Origin of the sequence: Mesorhizobium sp. YR577 (genome assembly GCF_900116595.1) — a bacterium.
Taxonomy (GTDB): Bacteria; Pseudomonadota; Alphaproteobacteria; order Rhizobiales; family Rhizobiaceae; genus Mesorhizobium_M.
Window position 1 is genome coordinate 239,457 of sequence record NZ_FPBI01000004.1, and the last position, 16,622, is coordinate 256,078.

General features: G+C 61.1%; 23 protein-coding genes and 2 tRNA genes. 12 read left to right on the top strand and 13 right to left on the bottom strand.

Features of this window, described 5'->3' with window-relative positions; genetic code table 11:
* Positions 1-58 precede the first annotated feature (58 nt).
* Entirely contained in the window at positions 59-304 is a 246-nt protein-coding gene (locus tag BM413_RS07990) for a zinc-finger domain-containing protein (RefSeq protein WP_091912102.1), read from the top strand.
* 27 nt (positions 305-331) lie between these two features.
* Positions 332-1,540: an FAD-dependent monooxygenase gene (locus BM413_RS07995; protein WP_091912104.1), complete on the top strand. Its 1,209-nt coding sequence runs from the start codon at positions 332-334 to the stop codon at positions 1,538-1,540.
* A gap of 3 nt (positions 1,541-1,543) precedes the next feature.
* Here BM413_RS07995 and BM413_RS08000 read toward each other — a convergent pair whose 3' ends face one another.
* The 5 genes from BM413_RS08000 to BM413_RS08020 all read right to left on the bottom strand — a co-directional run bounded on the left by BM413_RS08000 (position 1,544) and on the right by BM413_RS08020 (position 6,606).
* Positions 1,544-2,212, bottom strand: coding sequence for a TIGR02117 family protein (locus BM413_RS08000; protein WP_091912285.1), 669 nt, complete (start codon positions 2,210-2,212; stop codon positions 1,544-1,546).
* A 130-nt stretch (positions 2,213-2,342) separates the two neighbouring features.
* Positions 2,343-3,146 carry an amino acid ABC transporter ATP-binding protein gene (locus tag BM413_RS08005; protein WP_091912106.1) on the bottom strand — a complete coding sequence of 268 codons (804 nt, stop codon included), beginning with the start codon at positions 3,144-3,146 and terminating at the stop codon, positions 2,343-2,345.
* Positions 3,147-3,162: 16 nt separating this feature from the next.
* Complete coding sequence (locus tag BM413_RS08010; RefSeq protein ID WP_091912107.1) at positions 3,163-4,320, bottom strand: amino acid ABC transporter permease; 1,158 nt, start codon at positions 4,318-4,320, stop codon at positions 3,163-3,165.
* A gap of 4 nt (positions 4,321-4,324) precedes the next feature.
* Entirely contained in the window at positions 4,325-5,515 is a 1,191-nt protein-coding gene (locus tag BM413_RS08015) for an amino acid ABC transporter permease (protein ID WP_091912109.1), read from the bottom strand.
* 62 nt (positions 5,516-5,577) lie between these two features.
* The gene (locus BM413_RS08020; RefSeq protein ID WP_091912111.1) at positions 5,578-6,606 is read right to left on the bottom strand and encodes an amino acid ABC transporter substrate-binding protein; all 1,029 of its coding nucleotides are present in this window, start codon (positions 6,604-6,606) and stop codon (positions 5,578-5,580) included.
* 386 nt (positions 6,607-6,992) lie between these two features.
* Here BM413_RS08020 and BM413_RS08025 point away from each other — a divergent pair, with 386 nt between their 5' ends.
* Entirely contained in the window at positions 6,993-8,171 is a 1,179-nt protein-coding gene (locus BM413_RS08025; protein ID WP_091912113.1) for a cystathionine beta-lyase, read from the top strand.
* Positions 8,172-8,189: 18 nt separating this feature from the next.
* Here the strand turns inward: BM413_RS08025 and BM413_RS08030 are convergent, their stop codons facing one another.
* On the bottom strand, positions 8,190-8,705 hold the full coding sequence (locus BM413_RS08030) for a cupin domain-containing protein (RefSeq protein WP_091912115.1): 516 nt from the start codon (positions 8,703-8,705) through the stop codon (positions 8,190-8,192).
* Positions 8,706-8,867: 162 nt separating this feature from the next.
* Between BM413_RS08030 and BM413_RS08035 the strand changes: the two genes are divergently transcribed.
* Together BM413_RS08035 and BM413_RS08040 are read left to right on the top strand one after the other, a co-directional pair.
* The gene (locus tag BM413_RS08035) at positions 8,868-9,158 is read left to right on the top strand and encodes a type II toxin-antitoxin system RelE/ParE family toxin (RefSeq protein WP_210188921.1); all 291 of its coding nucleotides are present in this window, start codon (positions 8,868-8,870) and stop codon (positions 9,156-9,158) included.
* Positions 9,159-9,455 carry an addiction module antidote protein gene (locus BM413_RS08040; RefSeq protein ID WP_091912118.1) on the top strand — a complete coding sequence of 99 codons (297 nt, stop codon included), beginning with the start codon at positions 9,159-9,161 and terminating at the stop codon, positions 9,453-9,455.
* Between the two features lie 62 nt (positions 9,456-9,517).
* On the opposite strand, the gene BM413_RS08045 is transcribed toward BM413_RS08040, so the two are convergent.
* From BM413_RS08045 to BM413_RS08055, 3 genes are all read right to left on the bottom strand, one after another.
* A tRNA-Arg gene (locus BM413_RS08045) sits at positions 9,518-9,594 on the bottom strand.
* Positions 9,595-9,631: 37 nt separating this feature from the next.
* Positions 9,632-9,937, bottom strand: a complete 306-nt coding sequence (locus BM413_RS08050; protein ID WP_091912119.1) for an ETC complex I subunit — start codon at positions 9,935-9,937, stop codon at positions 9,632-9,634.
* Between the two features lie 16 nt (positions 9,938-9,953).
* Positions 9,954-10,030 (bottom strand) — tRNA-Pro (locus BM413_RS08055).
* Positions 10,031-10,208: 178 nt separating this feature from the next.
* Between BM413_RS08055 and BM413_RS08060 the strand changes: the two genes are divergently transcribed.
* The 3 genes from BM413_RS08060 (at position 10,209) to BM413_RS33055 (ending at position 11,028) form a co-directional block, all read left to right on the top strand.
* The gene (locus BM413_RS08060; RefSeq protein ID WP_091912120.1) at positions 10,209-10,376 is read left to right on the top strand and encodes a Thivi_2564 family membrane protein; all 168 of its coding nucleotides are present in this window, start codon (positions 10,209-10,211) and stop codon (positions 10,374-10,376) included.
* 87 nt (positions 10,377-10,463) lie between these two features.
* Positions 10,464-10,805: a hypothetical protein gene (locus BM413_RS08065; protein ID WP_091912122.1), complete on the top strand. Its 342-nt coding sequence runs from the start codon at positions 10,464-10,466 to the stop codon at positions 10,803-10,805.
* 76 nt (positions 10,806-10,881) lie between these two features.
* A complete protein-coding gene (locus BM413_RS33055) occupies positions 10,882-11,028 on the top strand; it encodes a hypothetical protein (RefSeq protein WP_091912124.1) in 147 nt (48 codons plus the stop codon).
* Between the two features lie 43 nt (positions 11,029-11,071).
* On the opposite strand, the gene BM413_RS08075 is transcribed toward BM413_RS33055, so the two are convergent.
* Positions 11,072-11,254 carry a hypothetical protein gene (locus tag BM413_RS08075; protein ID WP_091912125.1) on the bottom strand — a complete coding sequence of 61 codons (183 nt, stop codon included), beginning with the start codon at positions 11,252-11,254 and terminating at the stop codon, positions 11,072-11,074.
* A gap of 136 nt (positions 11,255-11,390) precedes the next feature.
* On the opposite strand from BM413_RS08075, the gene BM413_RS08080 reads away from it, so the two are divergent.
* Positions 11,391-11,672: a hypothetical protein gene (locus tag BM413_RS08080; protein WP_091912127.1), complete on the top strand. Its 282-nt coding sequence runs from the start codon at positions 11,391-11,393 to the stop codon at positions 11,670-11,672.
* 7 nt (positions 11,673-11,679) lie between these two features.
* Here BM413_RS08080 and hdaA read toward each other — a convergent pair whose 3' ends face one another.
* From hdaA to BM413_RS08095, 3 genes are read right to left on the bottom strand one after another with little or no spacing between them, the layout of a single operon-like run.
* Positions 11,680-12,381 carry a DnaA regulatory inactivator HdaA gene (gene hdaA / locus BM413_RS08085; RefSeq protein WP_091912129.1) on the bottom strand — a complete coding sequence of 234 codons (702 nt, stop codon included), beginning with the start codon at positions 12,379-12,381 and terminating at the stop codon, positions 11,680-11,682.
* Between the two features lie 13 nt (positions 12,382-12,394).
* Complete coding sequence (locus BM413_RS08090) at positions 12,395-13,564, bottom strand: AI-2E family transporter (RefSeq protein WP_162931756.1); 1,170 nt, start codon at positions 13,562-13,564, stop codon at positions 12,395-12,397.
* Entirely contained in the window at positions 13,536-14,093 is a 558-nt protein-coding gene (locus tag BM413_RS08095; RefSeq protein ID WP_091912133.1) for a CDP-alcohol phosphatidyltransferase family protein, read from the bottom strand. Before BM413_RS08095 ends, BM413_RS08090 begins: the two co-directional genes overlap by 29 nt.
* A gap of 207 nt (positions 14,094-14,300) precedes the next feature.
* Here BM413_RS08095 and purM point away from each other — a divergent pair, with 207 nt between their 5' ends.
* From purM to BM413_RS08110, 3 genes are read left to right on the top strand one after another with little or no spacing between them, the layout of a single operon-like run.
* Complete coding sequence (purM, locus tag BM413_RS08100; RefSeq protein WP_091912135.1) at positions 14,301-15,365, top strand: phosphoribosylformylglycinamidine cyclo-ligase; 1,065 nt, start codon at positions 14,301-14,303, stop codon at positions 15,363-15,365.
* Positions 15,362-16,069: a phosphoribosylglycinamide formyltransferase gene (gene purN, locus BM413_RS08105; protein ID WP_091912137.1), complete on the top strand. Its 708-nt coding sequence runs from the start codon at positions 15,362-15,364 to the stop codon at positions 16,067-16,069. The genes purM and purN overlap by 4 nt, the downstream gene beginning before the upstream one ends.
* A gap of 31 nt (positions 16,070-16,100) precedes the next feature.
* A complete protein-coding gene (locus tag BM413_RS08110; RefSeq protein ID WP_091912139.1) occupies positions 16,101-16,616 on the top strand; it encodes a SixA phosphatase family protein in 516 nt (171 codons plus the stop codon).
* Positions 16,617-16,622 lie beyond the last annotated feature (6 nt).

Consider the following 16,622-nt stretch of genomic DNA (forward strand, 5'->3'; position numbering starts at 1 on the left):
AGGTTGGCTATGCTTCAAACGCTTGCTAAGAGCGAGATGTAATCGACAGGAGAAAGCCATGGCTGGCGGTTCCATTCCCCACTTCCAGAACGATGCAGGTCATGCCGTGATTGAAATCGGCGTGAAGGAATTCATGTGCGTGGGCGCAAACCCGCCCTTCGACCATCCGCATGTCTTTCTCGACATGGGCGCCGACTCGGAAAAGGTCTGCCCCTATTGCTCGACGCTGTACCGGTTCAACGGCACGCTGAAGGCCAGCGAGACGCGTCCGGAAAACTGCCTCTACGTCGTTCGCGCCGCCTGACCGGCGCTGCTTGCGGCGATTGATCCGGTGGATATTTCTCACCCCGGAAAGATCGTCATCGCGGGCGCCGGCATTGCCGGGCTGACGGCGGCTCTCGCCTTTGCCAGCCGCGGCTTTGCCGTGGAAATCTTCGAGCGCTCGGAAAAGCTCGAGGAAGCCGGCGCGGGCATCCAGCTTTCGCCCAACGCCACCCGCATCCTCGATGATCTCGGTGTGCTGCAATTTTTGCTTCCCAAGGCGGTGCAGCCTGAAGCAGTCATCCTGCGCGACGCCAAAACCCTGAGAGAACTCGCCCGCGTACCGCTTGGCGCAATGGCTCAGAAACGCTGGGGTGCCCCCTATGTCGTTGCGCATCGCGCCGATCTGCAAGGCGCATTGCTGGAAGCCATATCCCGGCAGCCGGCGATACAGCTTGTCAAAGGCGCTACCGTCCGCAGCGTGACTGTGGGTGACGGTGGTGCTTCCGTCTCAGTCGATCAGTCCGGAAAAAGCGAGCCGGCAGACGCCCGCCTCGTCGTTGGCGCGGATGGCGTCTGGTCGGCGCTGCGCGGTGGGGCGAATGCAAAGAGCCGTTTTACCGGCGAACTCGCCTGGCGCACGATGATCGACAGCCAAAGCCCGCAAGGCCGTGCCTTTGCCGAAATCGGTTCGACGGATTCGGTGATGGCCTTCCTGCATTCGGGCTTTCACCTCATCGCCTATCCGGTACGCAGCGGGGCCGCGTTCAATCTCGTCGCCTTCACGCCGGGAAAAGGCATTGCTGAGGGATGGTCGGGCAAGGCCGACATTTCCATCCTGAAACAGGCGATGCGCAACACAGCGCCAGCGCTTGCGCAATTGGCCGAAAACGCCGGCCCATGGACAGCATGGCCAATCCACACCGTCGACCCGAATGCGCCATGGATCGCTCCCGGTCTCGCCCTCATCGGCGACGCAGCGCACGCGATGACGCCTTTTGCGGCGCAAGGGGCGGCGATGGCCATCGAAGACGCCGAAACCCTTGCCGCATACGTGGCCGCCACACCGGAAGATTGGTCGAGCGCCCTCGCCGCCTGGGAAGCATCGCGCCGCCCGCGGATCGAAAAGGTCGCCCGCCGCGGCGCTTTCAACCATTTCGCCTGGCATGCGAGAGGGCCGGTCGCGCTGGCCCGCAATCTGGTTCTGAAGACGCGCCCGCCCGAAAAGCTCGCCGCCGACATGGACTGGCTCTATGGCTGGAAACCGTCCGGTCGATAGCTCTCAATTGTGCAGCCGAAGCGAGTAACCAAGCGTGACCGGCAGTGGGTTCCACCAACCCGTCTGCAAGCCGCCCGCCCGCAATGCTCCCGCCGTCCAGGTGTTGCAGCCCACCACAGCGTTGAAATAGCCATTGGCTTCAAAGAAGGCGTCGTAGTCGCCATAGGCCGCCCCTTCGATCAGTTCGGGGCCGTTCGCTCCCTGCCGAAAGCCCTGCTCAATAAAAGCCAGCAGGCGCTGGAAACCAGCTTCACCGATTTCATAGGCGGCAACGGCCGGGTTTGGTTCCGGAATGTCGCCGGCGACTTCGACATGCATGGCCGAATTGTCGAGCGTCAGCGCGCGGAACACCGGCCCGGCGCGAAGCTCCGACCAGGCCGGCGTGCCGATGTAGAAAGCCCGGCTGCCCCAGCCGAAGATGAGATAGCGCGCTTCAGACAGATCGACGGGCAGACCCGCCTCGCGCAAAAAGGCGAAGCGTTCCAGCAAATCATCGTCGATCGGAACGGCGATGTCGGTGTGGATCGGGTTGGTCAGCACGAGGATGCGGCGGAGCGGCCCCTGCCCTGCCTCGCCGGATTGAAACAGCGGTCGCGGCACCAGTGTTCCCAAGGCCACCGCAACGATAACCGCGAGCAGCACCAGACCGGCGAAGCGAATAAGTCGTTTCATTGAAGCCGAACCGATCCTGAGCGCGACCTCGATGGCCATTGCACTTGCTTACGCAAAGAAGCCCGGCCGAGTTTCAGCCGGGCTTCTTTCATGATCGAGAGCGCACGCACCGAATGCGCGTACCAAAAGATCAATGCAGGATTTGCGACAGGAACAGCTTGGTACGTTCATGCTGCGGGTGATCGAAGAACTCCGCCGGGGTATTCTGTTCGACGATCTGGCCCTGATCCATGAAGATCACGCGGTTGGCGACTTTCCGCGCAAAACCCATCTCGTGGGTCACGCACAGCATGGTCATGCCTTCCTCGGCAAGGCCCACCATGGTTTCCAGCACTTCCTTGATCATTTCCGGATCGAGCGCCGAGGTCGGCTCATCGAACAGCATGATGCGCGGATTCATGCACAGCGAGCGGGCAATCGCCACGCGCTGCTGCTGGCCGCCGGAGAGCTGGCCGGGATATTTGTTGGCCTGCTCAGGGATCTTCACGCGCTTCAGGAAGTGCATGGCGATTTCTTCGGCCTGCTTCTTCGGCGTCTTGCGCACCCAGATCGGCGCCAGCGTGCAGTTTTCCAGGATCGTCAGATGCGGAAACAGGTTGAAGTGCTGGAACACCATGCCGACTTCGCGGCGGACCTCGTCGATCTTCTTCAGATCGTTGGTCAGTTCCTTGCCGTCGACGATGATCTTGCCCTTCTGGTGCTCTTCCAGACGGTTGATGCAGCGGATCATCGTCGATTTGCCGGACCCGGAAGGTCCGCAAATGACGATGCGCTCGCCACGCATGACCCGGAGATTGATGTCCTTCAGGACGTGGAAATCGCCATACCATTTGTGCATGTTGACGATATCGATGGCGACGTCGGTATCCGAGATCTGCATCTTGCCGAGATCGACCTTGATCTCCTCGGCGCTGACTGCGTTTTCTATGGCCATTGGCCTTCCCCTTTATTTATCTTTTGTGGCCGGTATCGAGGCGTCGTTCCATGTAAATGGAATAGCGCGACATGCCGAAACAGAACAGCCAGAAAACGAAACCGGCAAAGACCAGCCCCGAAATCGGCGTCTGCGGTGAGGCCCAGGCGGCGTCCGAAAAGTTCTGGCGCACCACGCCGAGCAGATCGAACATGCCGATGATGTAGACCAGGCTCGTATCCTTGAAGAGGCCGATGAAGGTATTGACGATGCCTGGAATGACCAGCTTGAGCGCCTGCGGCAGCACGATCAGTCCCGTTTTCTGCCAATAGCTCAGGCCCAGCGAATCGGCACCTTCATACTGCCCTTTCGGGATCGCCTGCAGACCGCCGCGCACCACTTCGGCCATATAGGCCGAAGCAAACAGCGCAACGCCGATAAGCGCCCGCAACAGCTTGTCGAAGGTCATGCCGGCCGGCAGGAACAGCGGGAACATGACACTGGCCATGAACAGCACCGTCACCAGCGGAACGCCGCGAACCGCCTCGATGAAGATCACGCAGATCATCTTGACGACCGGCATCTTCGAGCGCCGCCCGAGCGCAAGCACGATGCCAAGCGGCAGCGAAACGGCAATGCCGACAAAGGACAGAACCAGCGTCACCAGCAGGCCACCCCACAGCGGGGTCTCGACATGCGTCAGGCCGAACCAGCCGCCGGTGAGCAGGAAGTAGGCGACGATGGGAAACACGGCAAAAAGCAGGATCGCGTTCAGGCCCTTGCGAGGAATGCGAGGAACCATCATCGGCACCAGCAGCACCACGAACATGATGGCTACGAGGATGACGCGCCAGTGCTCTTCGACCGGATACCGGCCGAACATGAACTGTCCGAACTTCGCGTTGACGAAGGCCCAGCAAGCGCCGGACCAGCCGTCGGGTTGCACACCGCCCTGGGCCACCGTCGCGCAGAAAGTACGGTCGGTGCCGGTCCACTGGGCGCTGATGAACGCCCAGTTGATGAGCGGCGGGATGATGTAGGCCACCACCAGCAATCCGACGAGCGTCAGCGCGGAATCGAAGGGCGTGGCGAACAGGTTCTTGCGAACCCATGCGCCAAGCCCGCTCACACCCGCCGGCGCCGGCTCGGATACCGCCATTTCGGCGCGGACATAGGAAAGATCGTGTTCTTGCATGACCTTACCTCTCCACCAAAGCCATCTTGGCATTGAACCAGTTCATGAAGGCCGACGTCACCAGGCTGAGGCCGAGATAGACGACCATCCAGATCACCACGACTTCAATGGCCTGGCCGGTCTGGTTCAGCACCGTTCCGCCCGTTGCAACGAGATCGGGATAGCCGATCGCGATGGCAAGCGACGAGTTCTTGGTCAGGTTCAGATACTGGCTGGTGAGCGGCGGTATGACGATGCGCATGGCCTGCGGCACCACCACCTGCCTCAGCGTCTGCGCGGGCCGCAAGCCAAGAGCAAAGGACGCCTCGCTCTGCCCCTTGTTCACCCCCATGATGCCGGCGCGAACGATCTCGCCGATGAAGGCTGCCGTGTAGAAGGACAGGGCAAGATAAAGCGCCAGAAACTCCGGCTTCACCTGGAAACCACCGGTCAGATTGAACGTGGATTGCTTCGGAAAATCAAAGGTCAGCGGAAAACCGCTGAAGATGAATGCCAGCAGAGGCAGGCCGACGATCAAGCCGATGGAAGTCCACAGGATCGGAAACGGTTGTCCCGTCGCCATCTGGCGCTGACGGGCCTTGCGCGCGACGAACCATGACATGGCGATCGCAAGCAGGAAGGCCACCAGTATCAGCCAGGAGCCCTCGCCCCAGATTGCCTTCGGAAAGTAAAAGCCACGGCCGTTGAGAAACGATCCGAACGGCAAGTGAATGCTGTCGCGCGGCGGCGGCAGAACCGAAAGCACACCGAAATACCAGAAGAAGATGACCAGCAGCGGCGGAATGTTGCGGAACACTTCGACATAGACGGTCGAGATCTTGCGGATCAGCCAGTTCCGCGACAACCGGCCGATACCGATCAGAAAGCCGAGAATGGAGGCCGTGATGATGCCGGCGACGGCGACCACGATGGTGTTCAGAAGACCTACGATGATCGCGCGGCCGTAGGTGGAATCGGACGAATACGCGATCAGGCTGTCGCTGATGTCGAAGCCGGCGCGCCCGCGCAGGAAGCTGAAGCCGGATGCGATGTTGGCGCGACGCAGGTTTTCGACGGTGTTGCCGACGATCCAGTAGATCGCTGCCGCAAGGAGGGCCACCACGACAATCTGGAAGAATATGCCGCGGATTTTAGGATCGTTCATAAGCGAGACGCGGCTGCCTGCGTCCCGGCCAAGTATTTCCTGGGATGCCATTTAACCGTCCCCTGATGTGAGAAACCGGAAGGCGGAGAATCCGCCCTCCGGATAGTTCTCGATCAGCGGATCGGCGGAGCGTACTGCAGGCCGCCCTTGGTCCACAGCGCGTTGATGCCGCGCGCGATCTTCAGCGGGCTGCCGGCGCCAACGTTCTTCTCGAACATTTCGCCGTAGTTGCCGACTGCCTTGACGATGTTGACGACCCAGTCGTTCGACACACCGAGATCGGTGCCGATCTTGGTGTCTGCCTCGGTGCCAAGCACGCGCTTGATCTCGGGGCTGCCGGAGTTCTTCATCTCGTCGACATTGGCCTGGGTGATGCCGAGCTCTTCAGCCGACAGCAGCGCGAAATAGGTCCACTTGACGATGTGGTACCACTGGTCGTCGCCCTGGCGGACGGCGGGTCCAAGCGGCTCCTTCGAGATGATCTCGGGCAGAACGACGTGATCGTCCGGCGCGCCGAGCGTCAGGCGGATGCCATAGAGGCCCGACTGGTCGGTCGTGTAGGCGTCGCAACGGCCCGCGTCATAAGCGGCATTGACCTCTTCGAGCTTCTCGAAGACGACCGGGTTGTACTCCATCTTGTTCGCCTTGAAGTAGTCTGCGAGATTGAGTTCGGTGGTCGTGCCCGATTGCACGCAGACGGCAGCGCCCGAAAGCTGGAGCGCGGAATTCACGCCCGGCAGCTTCTTGGCGTTGATCATGAAGCCCTGGCCGTCATAGTAGGTGACGCCAGCGAAGTTCAGGCCGAGTGCGGTATCGCGGTTGATGGTCCAGGTCGTGTTGCGCGACAGGACGTCGATTTCGCCCGACTGGAGCGCGGTGAAGCGTTCCTTGGCGCTGAGCGGCGTGAACTTGACCTTGGTGCCGTCACCGAAGACCGCAGCCGCCACGGCGCGGCAGAAATCGGCATCGATGCCGGTCCAGTCGCCCTTGTCGTTCGGCGCGGAGAAGCCGGCCAGTCCGGTGCTGACACCGCACTGCACGAAGCCCTTCTTCTTGACATCATCGAGCGTTGCAGCAGATGCGGCCGAAGCCAGCAGCCCCAATGCGGCAGCGCCCAAAATGATTTTTACGGAGTTTTTCATAACCCACAGACCCTTTTCTGTTGTTGTTCGGGAACTTGCCCCGTTTTTTTCCCGTGCGGAAGCAGCGTTGGCATTCCGGCCCATTTCCGAAACGCGGCATCGCAGAGGATGCGCTCGCAGCAATCACAATCACGAACTGCATCGAAAGCGATTATGTCCGTGAGGTCAAGCACAATGACCGGATGAAGGGGAAATTGAAAACCATATGCCCAAAACCGACATTTAGAGGGTATTTTCCGCCTTTGAATTGCCCTTGCGGCAGGTCTTTTTCCGCCGCGTGAACTTCGCTGGAGCAACAAAGTTCGAGGCTGGCCACGCCCCGTCTCGGTTGCGCCGTTCGGCCCGCCGCTTTATGCCTGTCAGCCTCTTATCGAAGCGGGGAAGACATGGCCAAGCGAGACTACACAGACATGGGCATCAACACGCGCCTGGCGCATGCGGGCAACGATCCGCGCGACTATTTCGGCTTCGTGAACCCACCGGTCGTGCATGCTTCCACGGTCCTGTTTCCGAACGCCGCCACTCTGGCGGCCCGCGCGCAAAAATACACCTATGGCACGCGCGGCACCCCGACCACAGACGCACTCGCAAACGCCATCGACGAGCTGGAAGGCTCGGCCGGCACCATCCTCGTGCCGTCGGGGCTGGCCGCCGTCACGGTGCCGCTGCTTGCCTTCCTGTCGGCCGGCGACCACGTGCTGATCGTCGATTCGGTCTACCATCCGACCCGCAATTTCGCCGACACCATGCTGAAGCGGCTGGGCATCGAGGTCGACTATTACGATCCCCATGTCGGCGCGGGCATTGCCGAGCTGATGAAGCCGAACACCAAGGTCGTGTTCACCGAATCGCCGGCCTCCAACACGTTCGAGATGCAGGACATTCCAGCAATCGCCAAAGCGGCTCATGAACGCGGCGCCGTGGTGATGATGGACAATACCTGGGCGACGCCGCTCTATTTCAAGCCGCTCGACCACGGCGTCGATGTCTCGATCCACGCAGCAACCAAGTACCCCGCCGGGCATTCCGACGTTCTCCTGGGAACCGTCTCGGCCAACGCCGCATCATGGGAAAGGCTGCATCAGGGTTTCCTGACGCTCGGCTGCTGTGCGGCACCCGACGATGTCTATCAGGTGCTGCGCGGCCTGCGCACCATGGGCGTGCGGCTGGAGCGCCATCAGGAAAGCGCGCTTGAAATCGCCCGCTGGCTGGAAAAGCAGCCCGGCGTCGCCCGCGTCCTTCACCCCGGCCTTGAGAGCCACCCCGGCCACGCCATCTGGAAGCGCGACTTTTCAGGCTCCAGCGGCATCTTTTCGGTCGTGCTGGCCGGTGGCGGCCAGAAGCAGGCGCATGCCTTCCTCGATGCGCTCGAAATCTTCGGCCTCGGCTATTCCTGGGGCGGCTATGAAAGCCTTGCGGTGCACGTCTTCCTCGGCGACCGCGTCGTCGCCAAGGGGCCGTATGAAGGACCGATCCTCCGGCTGCAGATCGGGCTGGAGAACGTAGAGGACATCAAGGCCGATATCGCCAAGGGACTGGCAGCCGCAGCGGCGGTGGAGGATTGAGGCGGCAACGCCTCTCCCCTACTTCGCCCTTGATGCCCGCACCCTGTCGGGCAATCCATCGTGGTCGCCCAATGGGCGCCTGGGGTGATCGTCCCACCAGTCGTCGCGCATCGCTTTGCGTTCGAGGTTGACCGGGTAGACGATTCGGTTCTCCGCCTTGGCCGTCTCGCCCACGACCAGCAGCCGGACTTCCGTCTCGGTGTTGTTCAGGAAACTGTGGGCGAGCCCCGTGCCTGCCGGAAAGCCGACGCCATCGCCCGGCTTGAGCCGATGCAGCCGGCCATCCAGCCAGACATCGGGTTCGCCTTCCAGCACATAGACGAATTCTTCTTCCGCGCTTTCGGCATGCGGAAAGGATGTGCGCCGGCCCGGCAGCAAGCGCTCATGATGAATGCCGAGCCGCTCGAGGCCGAAATGCGCGCCGAAGGCAGCGTTGATACTGCGCTGCTCGTCCGTGCCCTTGAACGTCTCGCCGTCAGGATTTTCGATATCGGACCAGTGAGCGATGGGAAGGTCGGAATCCGTCGAGGTCATGAGCGTTTCCTGCCGATGTAATATGTCCGCTATTTCGCCGCGAGAGTTCTGCAACGGGCGCAGAACCCGACAACAGGCTACACGCATCCTTCACGAAACAGAGGCACCTAGCTAGAATGAAATAGCATCTTGTTGCTTTGTAGCCTGTAGGATACTATTTTGGTGACTGCCGTTCACTATACGACCGAGTTTGAGGAATGGCTGGATAGCTTACGAGACAGGCAGGCGCGAAGCCGAATTATGGTGCGCATCGAGCGCGTCAAAGAAGGCAATCTCGGTGACCACAAATTCTTCGACGGGATCGGCGAACTACGTTTGGTCTTCGGCCCCGGCTACCGGGTGTATTTTGTTCGACAAGGCGACAAGGTCGTGATCCTCCTGTGCGGAGGCGACAAGACTTCTCAAAGTCGCGATGTCGAGCGCGCAAAGGAACTGGCAAAAGGAGTTGGATAAATGGCTCTGCAGACGAAGAAATGGGACGTTGTCAACTTCCTCAACACCAGGGAGGATGTCGTCGCCTACCTTGATGCCGCACTCGAAGAGAACGACGCGGCTTTCTTCGCCAAAGCCCTTGGTGACGTAGCCCGCTCACATGGCATGACCCAGATCGCCAAGACCGCCGGTGTCTCCCGCGAAAGCCTGTATAAGGCGCTCAGCGTCGATGGAAACCCGGAGTTCGCCACCATCATGAAAGTGATGAGCGCGCTCGGTCTGCACATGACCATCGAATCGGCCGACAAAGCGGCATGAATCCTGCCACCTCGACTTAAAAATCCAAAAGGAAAGGCAGAAACCTAAGCCATTGAAATTATTGGCGATCCCGACAGGATTCGAACCTGTGACCATCGGCTTAGAAGGCCGGTGCTCTATCCAGCTGAGCTACGGGACCGCGCGCCCCTCAGCACACAAACCGGCTCGTGCGCGGTTCAGTGTGTCCAGGGAATCTTGCGGTCGAAGCGGAAATTCTCCGCATAGGAAATCTGGCGCCGCTTGGCTTCCTTCGGTTCCTGAACGCGAAAATCGAGGCCATGCTTCTCGGCATAGGCGACCGCCTCTTCCTTCGAGCCGAAGGTGAGGCGAATCTGGCTCTTCATGTCGCGCGAGGTGGTGTAGCCCATCAGCGGGTCGATCTTTCGCGGCATGGCCGGATCGAATTCGAGAACCCAGAGACCAGTCTTGGCCTTACCCGACTGCATCGCCGTCTTGGCGGGGCTGAAGATGCGCGCAGACATGTTTCCCTCATCGTTTTGGTCGGAGTGGAGAGATTCGAACTCCCGACCCTCTGGTCCCAAACCAGATGCGCTACCAGACTGCGCTACACTCCGAACGATGCAGTCCATAGGGTTTGCCGGTTTGGAAGGCAAGCCCGGAAAACACAAAATCCCGATTTGGCGTCTCAAGAATGATCTCGAATGGAACCCGTACGGTGTCCGGGCGTTAGTCGGTGCATAGTTTATGCCTAGTTCAGACGACGGCCACGCCGTCAATCATGGAGAAGGGGTTATGGCTTCATCGGTTCTCATCGGCATCCTGATTACGTTTCTTGTAATCATACTGGTGCTCTATCTCGTTCAGCGACTTCCGATCGACGGCCGCATGCGCCAGATCGTCCAGCTTATCGTCATCGTCATCGGCATCATCTCGCTGCTGAAGTATCTCGCAGTGTTTTGATCGCGGGAAACGTTTTCGACAAAATAGTTCGGGAACGATCCGGCTCGAAGGCCGTTCCTGAACCTCCCCTATACAAGGAAATCCTTTATGGCCGACACACCCAGCTCAGAAGATATTCAGAAGGCGCTCGAAAAGCAGATCGCCGATCTTCGCAAGGAGATCACGAAGATCAACAAGACCGTCTCGGCACGCAGCGCCGAACTGATGGATGACGCCCGCGATCAGGCATCCAGCTTTTACGAAAGCGCATCGGATCGCGCGTCCAAGGCAACGCAGCAGTTGCGCACGCAGGCCCAGGCCGTTTCCGAGGTGGCCCGCGAGAATCCGGGAACCACGACGGCTGTGCTCGGCTTCGTGGGCATTGTCGGCTTCCTGCTTGGCATAGCCGTCGGGCAGGCAAGCAGCGAACCTCGCCGTCGCTGGTATTGATCGTCTCGATCGAAAACAAAAGGCCGGATTTACCGGCCTTTTTCCTATTCCAGAACGTTAAGAACGGGGCACTTTCATGCAGCAAAACAGACTTTATCTCATAATCGGTGCGCTCGTCGTCGCGGTCATCGCGCTCGGCATCTACGTCTATCGCGAAGAATCGAAGCCGTCCGGCGTCGAACTGCGGATCGATGAATCAGGCGTATCGGTTCAGGAAAACTGACGCGCAGGCGATAAGAGCCAACGCCTCCCGATATAGCGCTCCCTTATGGACGGGCGCGCCGTTCCATCAAGGTCTTGAACAGCGGATAGCAGAATACCGCCACGATGGCGCCGGTTACGGTCCATCCAAGCGCTGCGCCGCCCAGCAGTTCCTGGCCAATGTAAGCGCCGGCAAAACACCCGATCACAGCAGCCAAGACTTTGAGTAGGAGTCCGTTGTTGGTCATGCCCGAATCCCTGCCCCTTTAAAAATCAAAGGTGACCAGAAATGGCGCTCACCGGCAAGCGCCACTACAAGAGCGCCAAGGCCTCTCGACATAGCGCTGCAGCCTGCACATTATCGCGCGCAGTCAGGGAGGACGCATGCCAATTATCGATATCTATCTCGCCCAGTTGACCGACATTTTCAGGATCGGTCTGCTGATTGCGCTCTTGCTCACCGCAGCCAATACCGCCCAGGCGCTGAATCGCTGGATACCGATCGCGCTCGGGCTGGTCTTCGTGGCTGTGCTCATTCCGACGAGCTTCGGCGCGAAGGAGGGTCAGGATACCGTGACCGCGATTGCTGTCGGCCTGTTTTCGAACGCCACGATTCTTGCAGTGCTCCTGGCGGCGCAGCAGGTCTATCGCCGCCTCGCCCGCTGAAGCAGCCTTAAATCTCGAACTCTGCCTGTCCCTGGTCGAGCGCATTCAGCGTTTCGGCGGCCAGCGCACGGGTGATGCGCGTCTTCTGTTCGAGTGCGGCGCGGTCGAGCCTGTCGACAACGCGGATCGCGGTGGACAGTGAGCGCTCTATGCGCCTGACCAGAAACTGCACGACATTCTGATCGACCTCTATCTGGCGGTCGGCGAAGAGCTTGGTGATGACGCCGGCCAGAAGCAAGTCGTCCGGCTCGTCGATCTCGATGGTCGCCGCAGCCTTCAGCCGCGATGCCAGGTCCGGCAAGGTCACGCCCCATGCGGCTGGAAAGCGACGGGACGTCAGAAGCAGTTGCGTGCCGGTCGCGCGAACCTGGTTGATGAGGTGAAACAGGCCATTCTCGTCGAGAAACCGGTCGTCGGCATCATCGATCACCACCGGCCGCGTGCCGTCGATTTCAGCGACGTGCTTCTCGATATCGGAAGCCTTGAGGGGCAGCGCATGCGAAGCATCGCGCCAGATCGCCGCGAGATGCGACTTTCCCGAGCCTGCCGGCCCCGCGAGAACCACCACCGGCGATGGCCAGTCCGGCCACCGGTCTACCAGCGAAACGGCCTGTGCGTTGGCCTGCGACACCACGAGATCGTCGCGCGAATAGCCCGGCGTATGGCCGAGATCGAGCGGCAGCTGGCGCGGTTTTTCCGGCTCACGCATGGCAGATCACAACCTAGCCATCGGCGCGCGGAGCTCTGGCTGTGCGGGCCGGTTTTGCCTCGGCAATCTCGGGATGGCCCTTGTAGAGCGGCGACTCGAGATATTGCGATATCGCAAAGCGCACCAGAACGCCGATCGCTGCCGCCGCCGGCACGGCGATAAGCAGGCCGACGAAGCCGAACAGCGCGCCGAAGGCGAACAGCGCAAACATCAGCCAGACCGGGTGCAGCCCGACACTTTTGCCGACGAGCCGGGGCTGGAGGATGTTGCCCTCGATGAACTGGCCGGCGAAGAACACGCAGGCAACGGCCACCACCATGATCCAGTCCGGCCAGAACTGCACGAAGGCAAGGCCAACCGACAGCACCAGCCCGACCAGCGAGCCGACATAGGGAATGAAGCTGATAAGGCCGGCAAACAGGCCGATCAGCGCGCCGAATTTCAAGCCGGTCAGCGTCAAGCCGGCGGCATACATAAGCCCGAGCACGAGGCACAGTGTGCCCTGCCCGCGCACGAAGCCGGCGGTGGCGGAATTGATGTCGGTTGCGATCTGGCGAACGGTCTTGACGTGGTCGCGCGGCACCCAGCGATCGACGGTTGCGACCATCCGGTCCCAGTCGAGCAGCATGTAGAAGGCGACGACCGGCGTCACCACGAACAGGCTGGCGATGGAAAAGAGCGCCATGCTGGAGCTCCAGATCGACTTGAACACCGTCGTCAAGAAGCCGAAACCGGTGGTCGCCAGCGAATTCAGCCCTTCGCGCAGATCGTTGGCGTTGACGCCGAAGCGCTGCTCGATCCATTGCGGGTCGAAGCTGGTGATGAGGCCCTGCAACTGCGTCAGATATTCCGGCAGCTTGGTGATGAAATCCGAAAGCTGCGAGGCCAGTATCGGTATCAGGATGACGAGCCCAATCACCACGATAATGAGAAACGTGATCAGGATCAGGATCGTCGCCATGAGGCGCGACAATCCGAGCCGCTGCAGGCGGTCGGCCACCGGATCGAGGAAATAGGCCAGCACCATGCCGGCCACGAAAGGCAGCAGAACGTCGCTGAACAGATAGATCAGCAGCGCGAGCACGAGCGCCGTAATGATCCAGAAACGGATCTGCCGGCGGAACGCCGCTGCCGACGGATCCTCCTGAGTCACCTCAACCGTTTGGATTTTCGCTTTCGCCATAACCATTCATGTGCCTCAGCCAGTCCACGAGATAGGCCGCTGCCGAAGCGACGGTCAAGAGCCCGGACAGGAATATCAGGCCGAACCGAATGAGGTCGTAATTCGTTCCAAAGGCAAGCTCGCCTAACACGAAGGCGGCAAGAACGATCTGCACTGCCGTATTGGCCTTCGAAACCATCAGCGGCTTCATCGCCACGGGATTTGCCATCACGGTCGACAGAACGACCGCGCAGATGATCAGCGCGTCGCGCGAAACCGCCGCCACCACCAGCCAGAGCGGCAGTTCGCCCATGAAGCCGAGCATGACAAAGACGCTGACGAGAAGCAGCTTATCGGCCATCGGGTCGAGATAGGCGCCCAGTTCCGTGCGCTGGTTGAAATGACGCGCGACAAAACCGTCGACGCCGTCCGAAACGCCGGCGATGACAAATCCGGCAAGGGCCCAGTCGGTTCGGTTGCTCAAAAGCGCGTAGATAACGCCCGGCACCAGCACGAACCGCAGAATCGTGATCATATTCGCGACGGTCACGACGTCATTACCTCCCCGCGATCTCCCAACACCTCGAGCCTGATACATGGTCAAGCCCGACTCTGCCTGCAAGATACCAGACCGCGACAGACTTCTGTCCACGATTTTTGCCGCCTAAAGTCGCATCGCTTTTGCCCCACTTCTTGCAGGGCGGGGCGGTTCATGCGAAGAGCCGCCCTTGAACCGTCGACAGTCAAAGGAACAGCCATGAGCGGCCAGAAGAACGGGCTCACCTATGCGCAGGCAGGCGTCGACATCGATGCCGGCAACCTCATGGTCGAGAAGATCAAGCCGCTGGTGCGCTCGACGCGCCGCCCCGGCGCCGATGGCGAGATCGGCGGCTTCGGCGGACTGTTCGACCTGAAGGCCGCAGGCTTTTCCGATCCGGTGCTGGTCGCGGCCAATGACGGCGTCGGCACCAAGCTGAAGATTGCCATCGAGGCCGGCAAGCACGACACGATCGGCGTCGACCTCGTCGCCATGTGCGTCAACGACATCGTCGTACAGGGTGCCGAACCGCTGTTCTTCCTCGACTATTTCGCCACCGGCAAACTCGACCCCGAACAGGGCGCCTCCATCGTCGGCGGCATCGCCGAAGGCTGCCGGCAGGCCGGCTGCGCGCTGATCGGCGGCGAGACGGCCGAAATGCCCGGCATGTACCAGGAAAAGGACTACGACCTCGCCGGTTTCGCCGTGGGTGCGGCCGAACGCGGCCAGTTGCTGCCGACCGACGATATCGTCGAAGGCGACGTGCTGCTTGGCCTCGCCTCGTCGGGCATCCATTCCAACGGCTTTTCGCTGGTCCGCCGCATCGTCGCGACAAGCGGCCTCGACTGGAACGATCCTGCCCCCTTCGCCGACGACCGCACGCTGGCCGAAGCGCTGCTCGAGCCGACCCGCATCTATGTGAAGTCCGTACTCAAGGCGATCCGCGGCACGCATGGCATCAAGGCGCTGGCGCACATCACCGGCGGCGGCTTCCCCGAAAACATTCCGCGCGTGCTGCCGCAGGATTTTTCCGCCGAACTCGACCTCGACGCCATCGAAGTGCCGCCGGTCTTCTCCTGGCTTGCCAAGACGGGCGGCGTGGCTGCAAACGAGATGATGCGCACCTTCAACTGCGGCGTCGGCATGATCATGGTCGTCGCATCGGGACAGGCGGCACAGGTCGCCGCCGTGCTACAGGAAGCCGGCGAAACCGTTTCGCCGATCGGCCGCATCGTGCCGCGCCGCGATAGCGGCGTCATCTATCGAGGTGCCATCGCCCTATGACCCGCAAACGCATCGTCATCATGATCTCCGGGCGCGGCTCCAACATGGCCGCGCTGATCGAAGCCTCCGACGACCGCGCCTTTCCGGCCGAGATCGTCGGCGTGGTCTCCGACAAGGCGGACGCGCGCGGGCTGCAACTGGCAACATCCAAGGGCATCCCGACACGCGTCGTTACGCGCGGCGATTTCGCCAGCAAGGACGCGCATGATGCGGCGATCGACAACGAACTCGCGGGCTTCGGCGCCGAGCTCGTCTGCCTCGCCGGCTATATGCGGCTTCTGACGCCTGGTTTCGTCGCGAAATGGCAGGGAAAGATGATCAACATCCACCCTGCCCTGCTGCCCGCCTTCAAGGGGCTCGACACGCATCAGCGCGCTCTCGACGCCGGCACGCGCATCCATGGCTGCACGGTGCATTTCGTGACGCCGGAGATGGATGACGGCCCGATCATCGCGCAGTCTGCGGTTCCCGTTCTGATCGGCGATGACGAAAAGACGCTGTCCACGCGCGTGCTGAAGGCCGAGCATCACCTTTTCCCGCTGGCACTGCGCATGGTCTGCGAAGGCAAGGCCGCGATGCAGGACGGCAAGACGGTGTTTTCCGACATCGAGCATGTCGAGCAGATCGCAACGGCGTTTGTCTCTTCGCCGAGTGCTGTTCGCGAGGCGGTCGATCTCGAGGCGCTGGCGCGCTTCACTCCGTAAGCCGCCAAGAGCCACTGGCTGGAGCCGCACGATGAAGGAACTGCTTCTCCTGCGTCACGCCAAGTCGAGCTGGGGCGACCCCGATCTCGACGATTTCGATCGGCCGCTGTCGCCCCGCGGCCTGGATGCCGCCCCGCTGATGGGCAAGGCAATTGCAGCGCGCAACTGGCTGCCTCAGATGGCGCTGGTTTCGCCGTCGGTCCGCACGCGGGAAACCTGGCGGATCGTCGCCGCTCAATCGCCGCGCTTCATCGAGCCAACCTTCCGCGACACGCTTTACGAAGCCTCGGCGGGCCAGTTGCTGGCCGAGGTGCGCCACGCGCCGGAGGAGATCACCTCCCTCATTTTGCTCGGGCACAATCCGGGCATGCAGGATTTCGCCACGCTGATTGCCGGCGAAGGTTCCGACGAAACCGCTATGCAGCAACTGCGCAAGAAGTTCCCGACCGCCGGATTGGCACGGCTGGAATTCGATGGCCGATGGGACGAACTGCGTGCCGGAGCAGCGCGGCTCAGCCATTTCCTGCGGCCAAAAGATCTCGACTGACTGCAC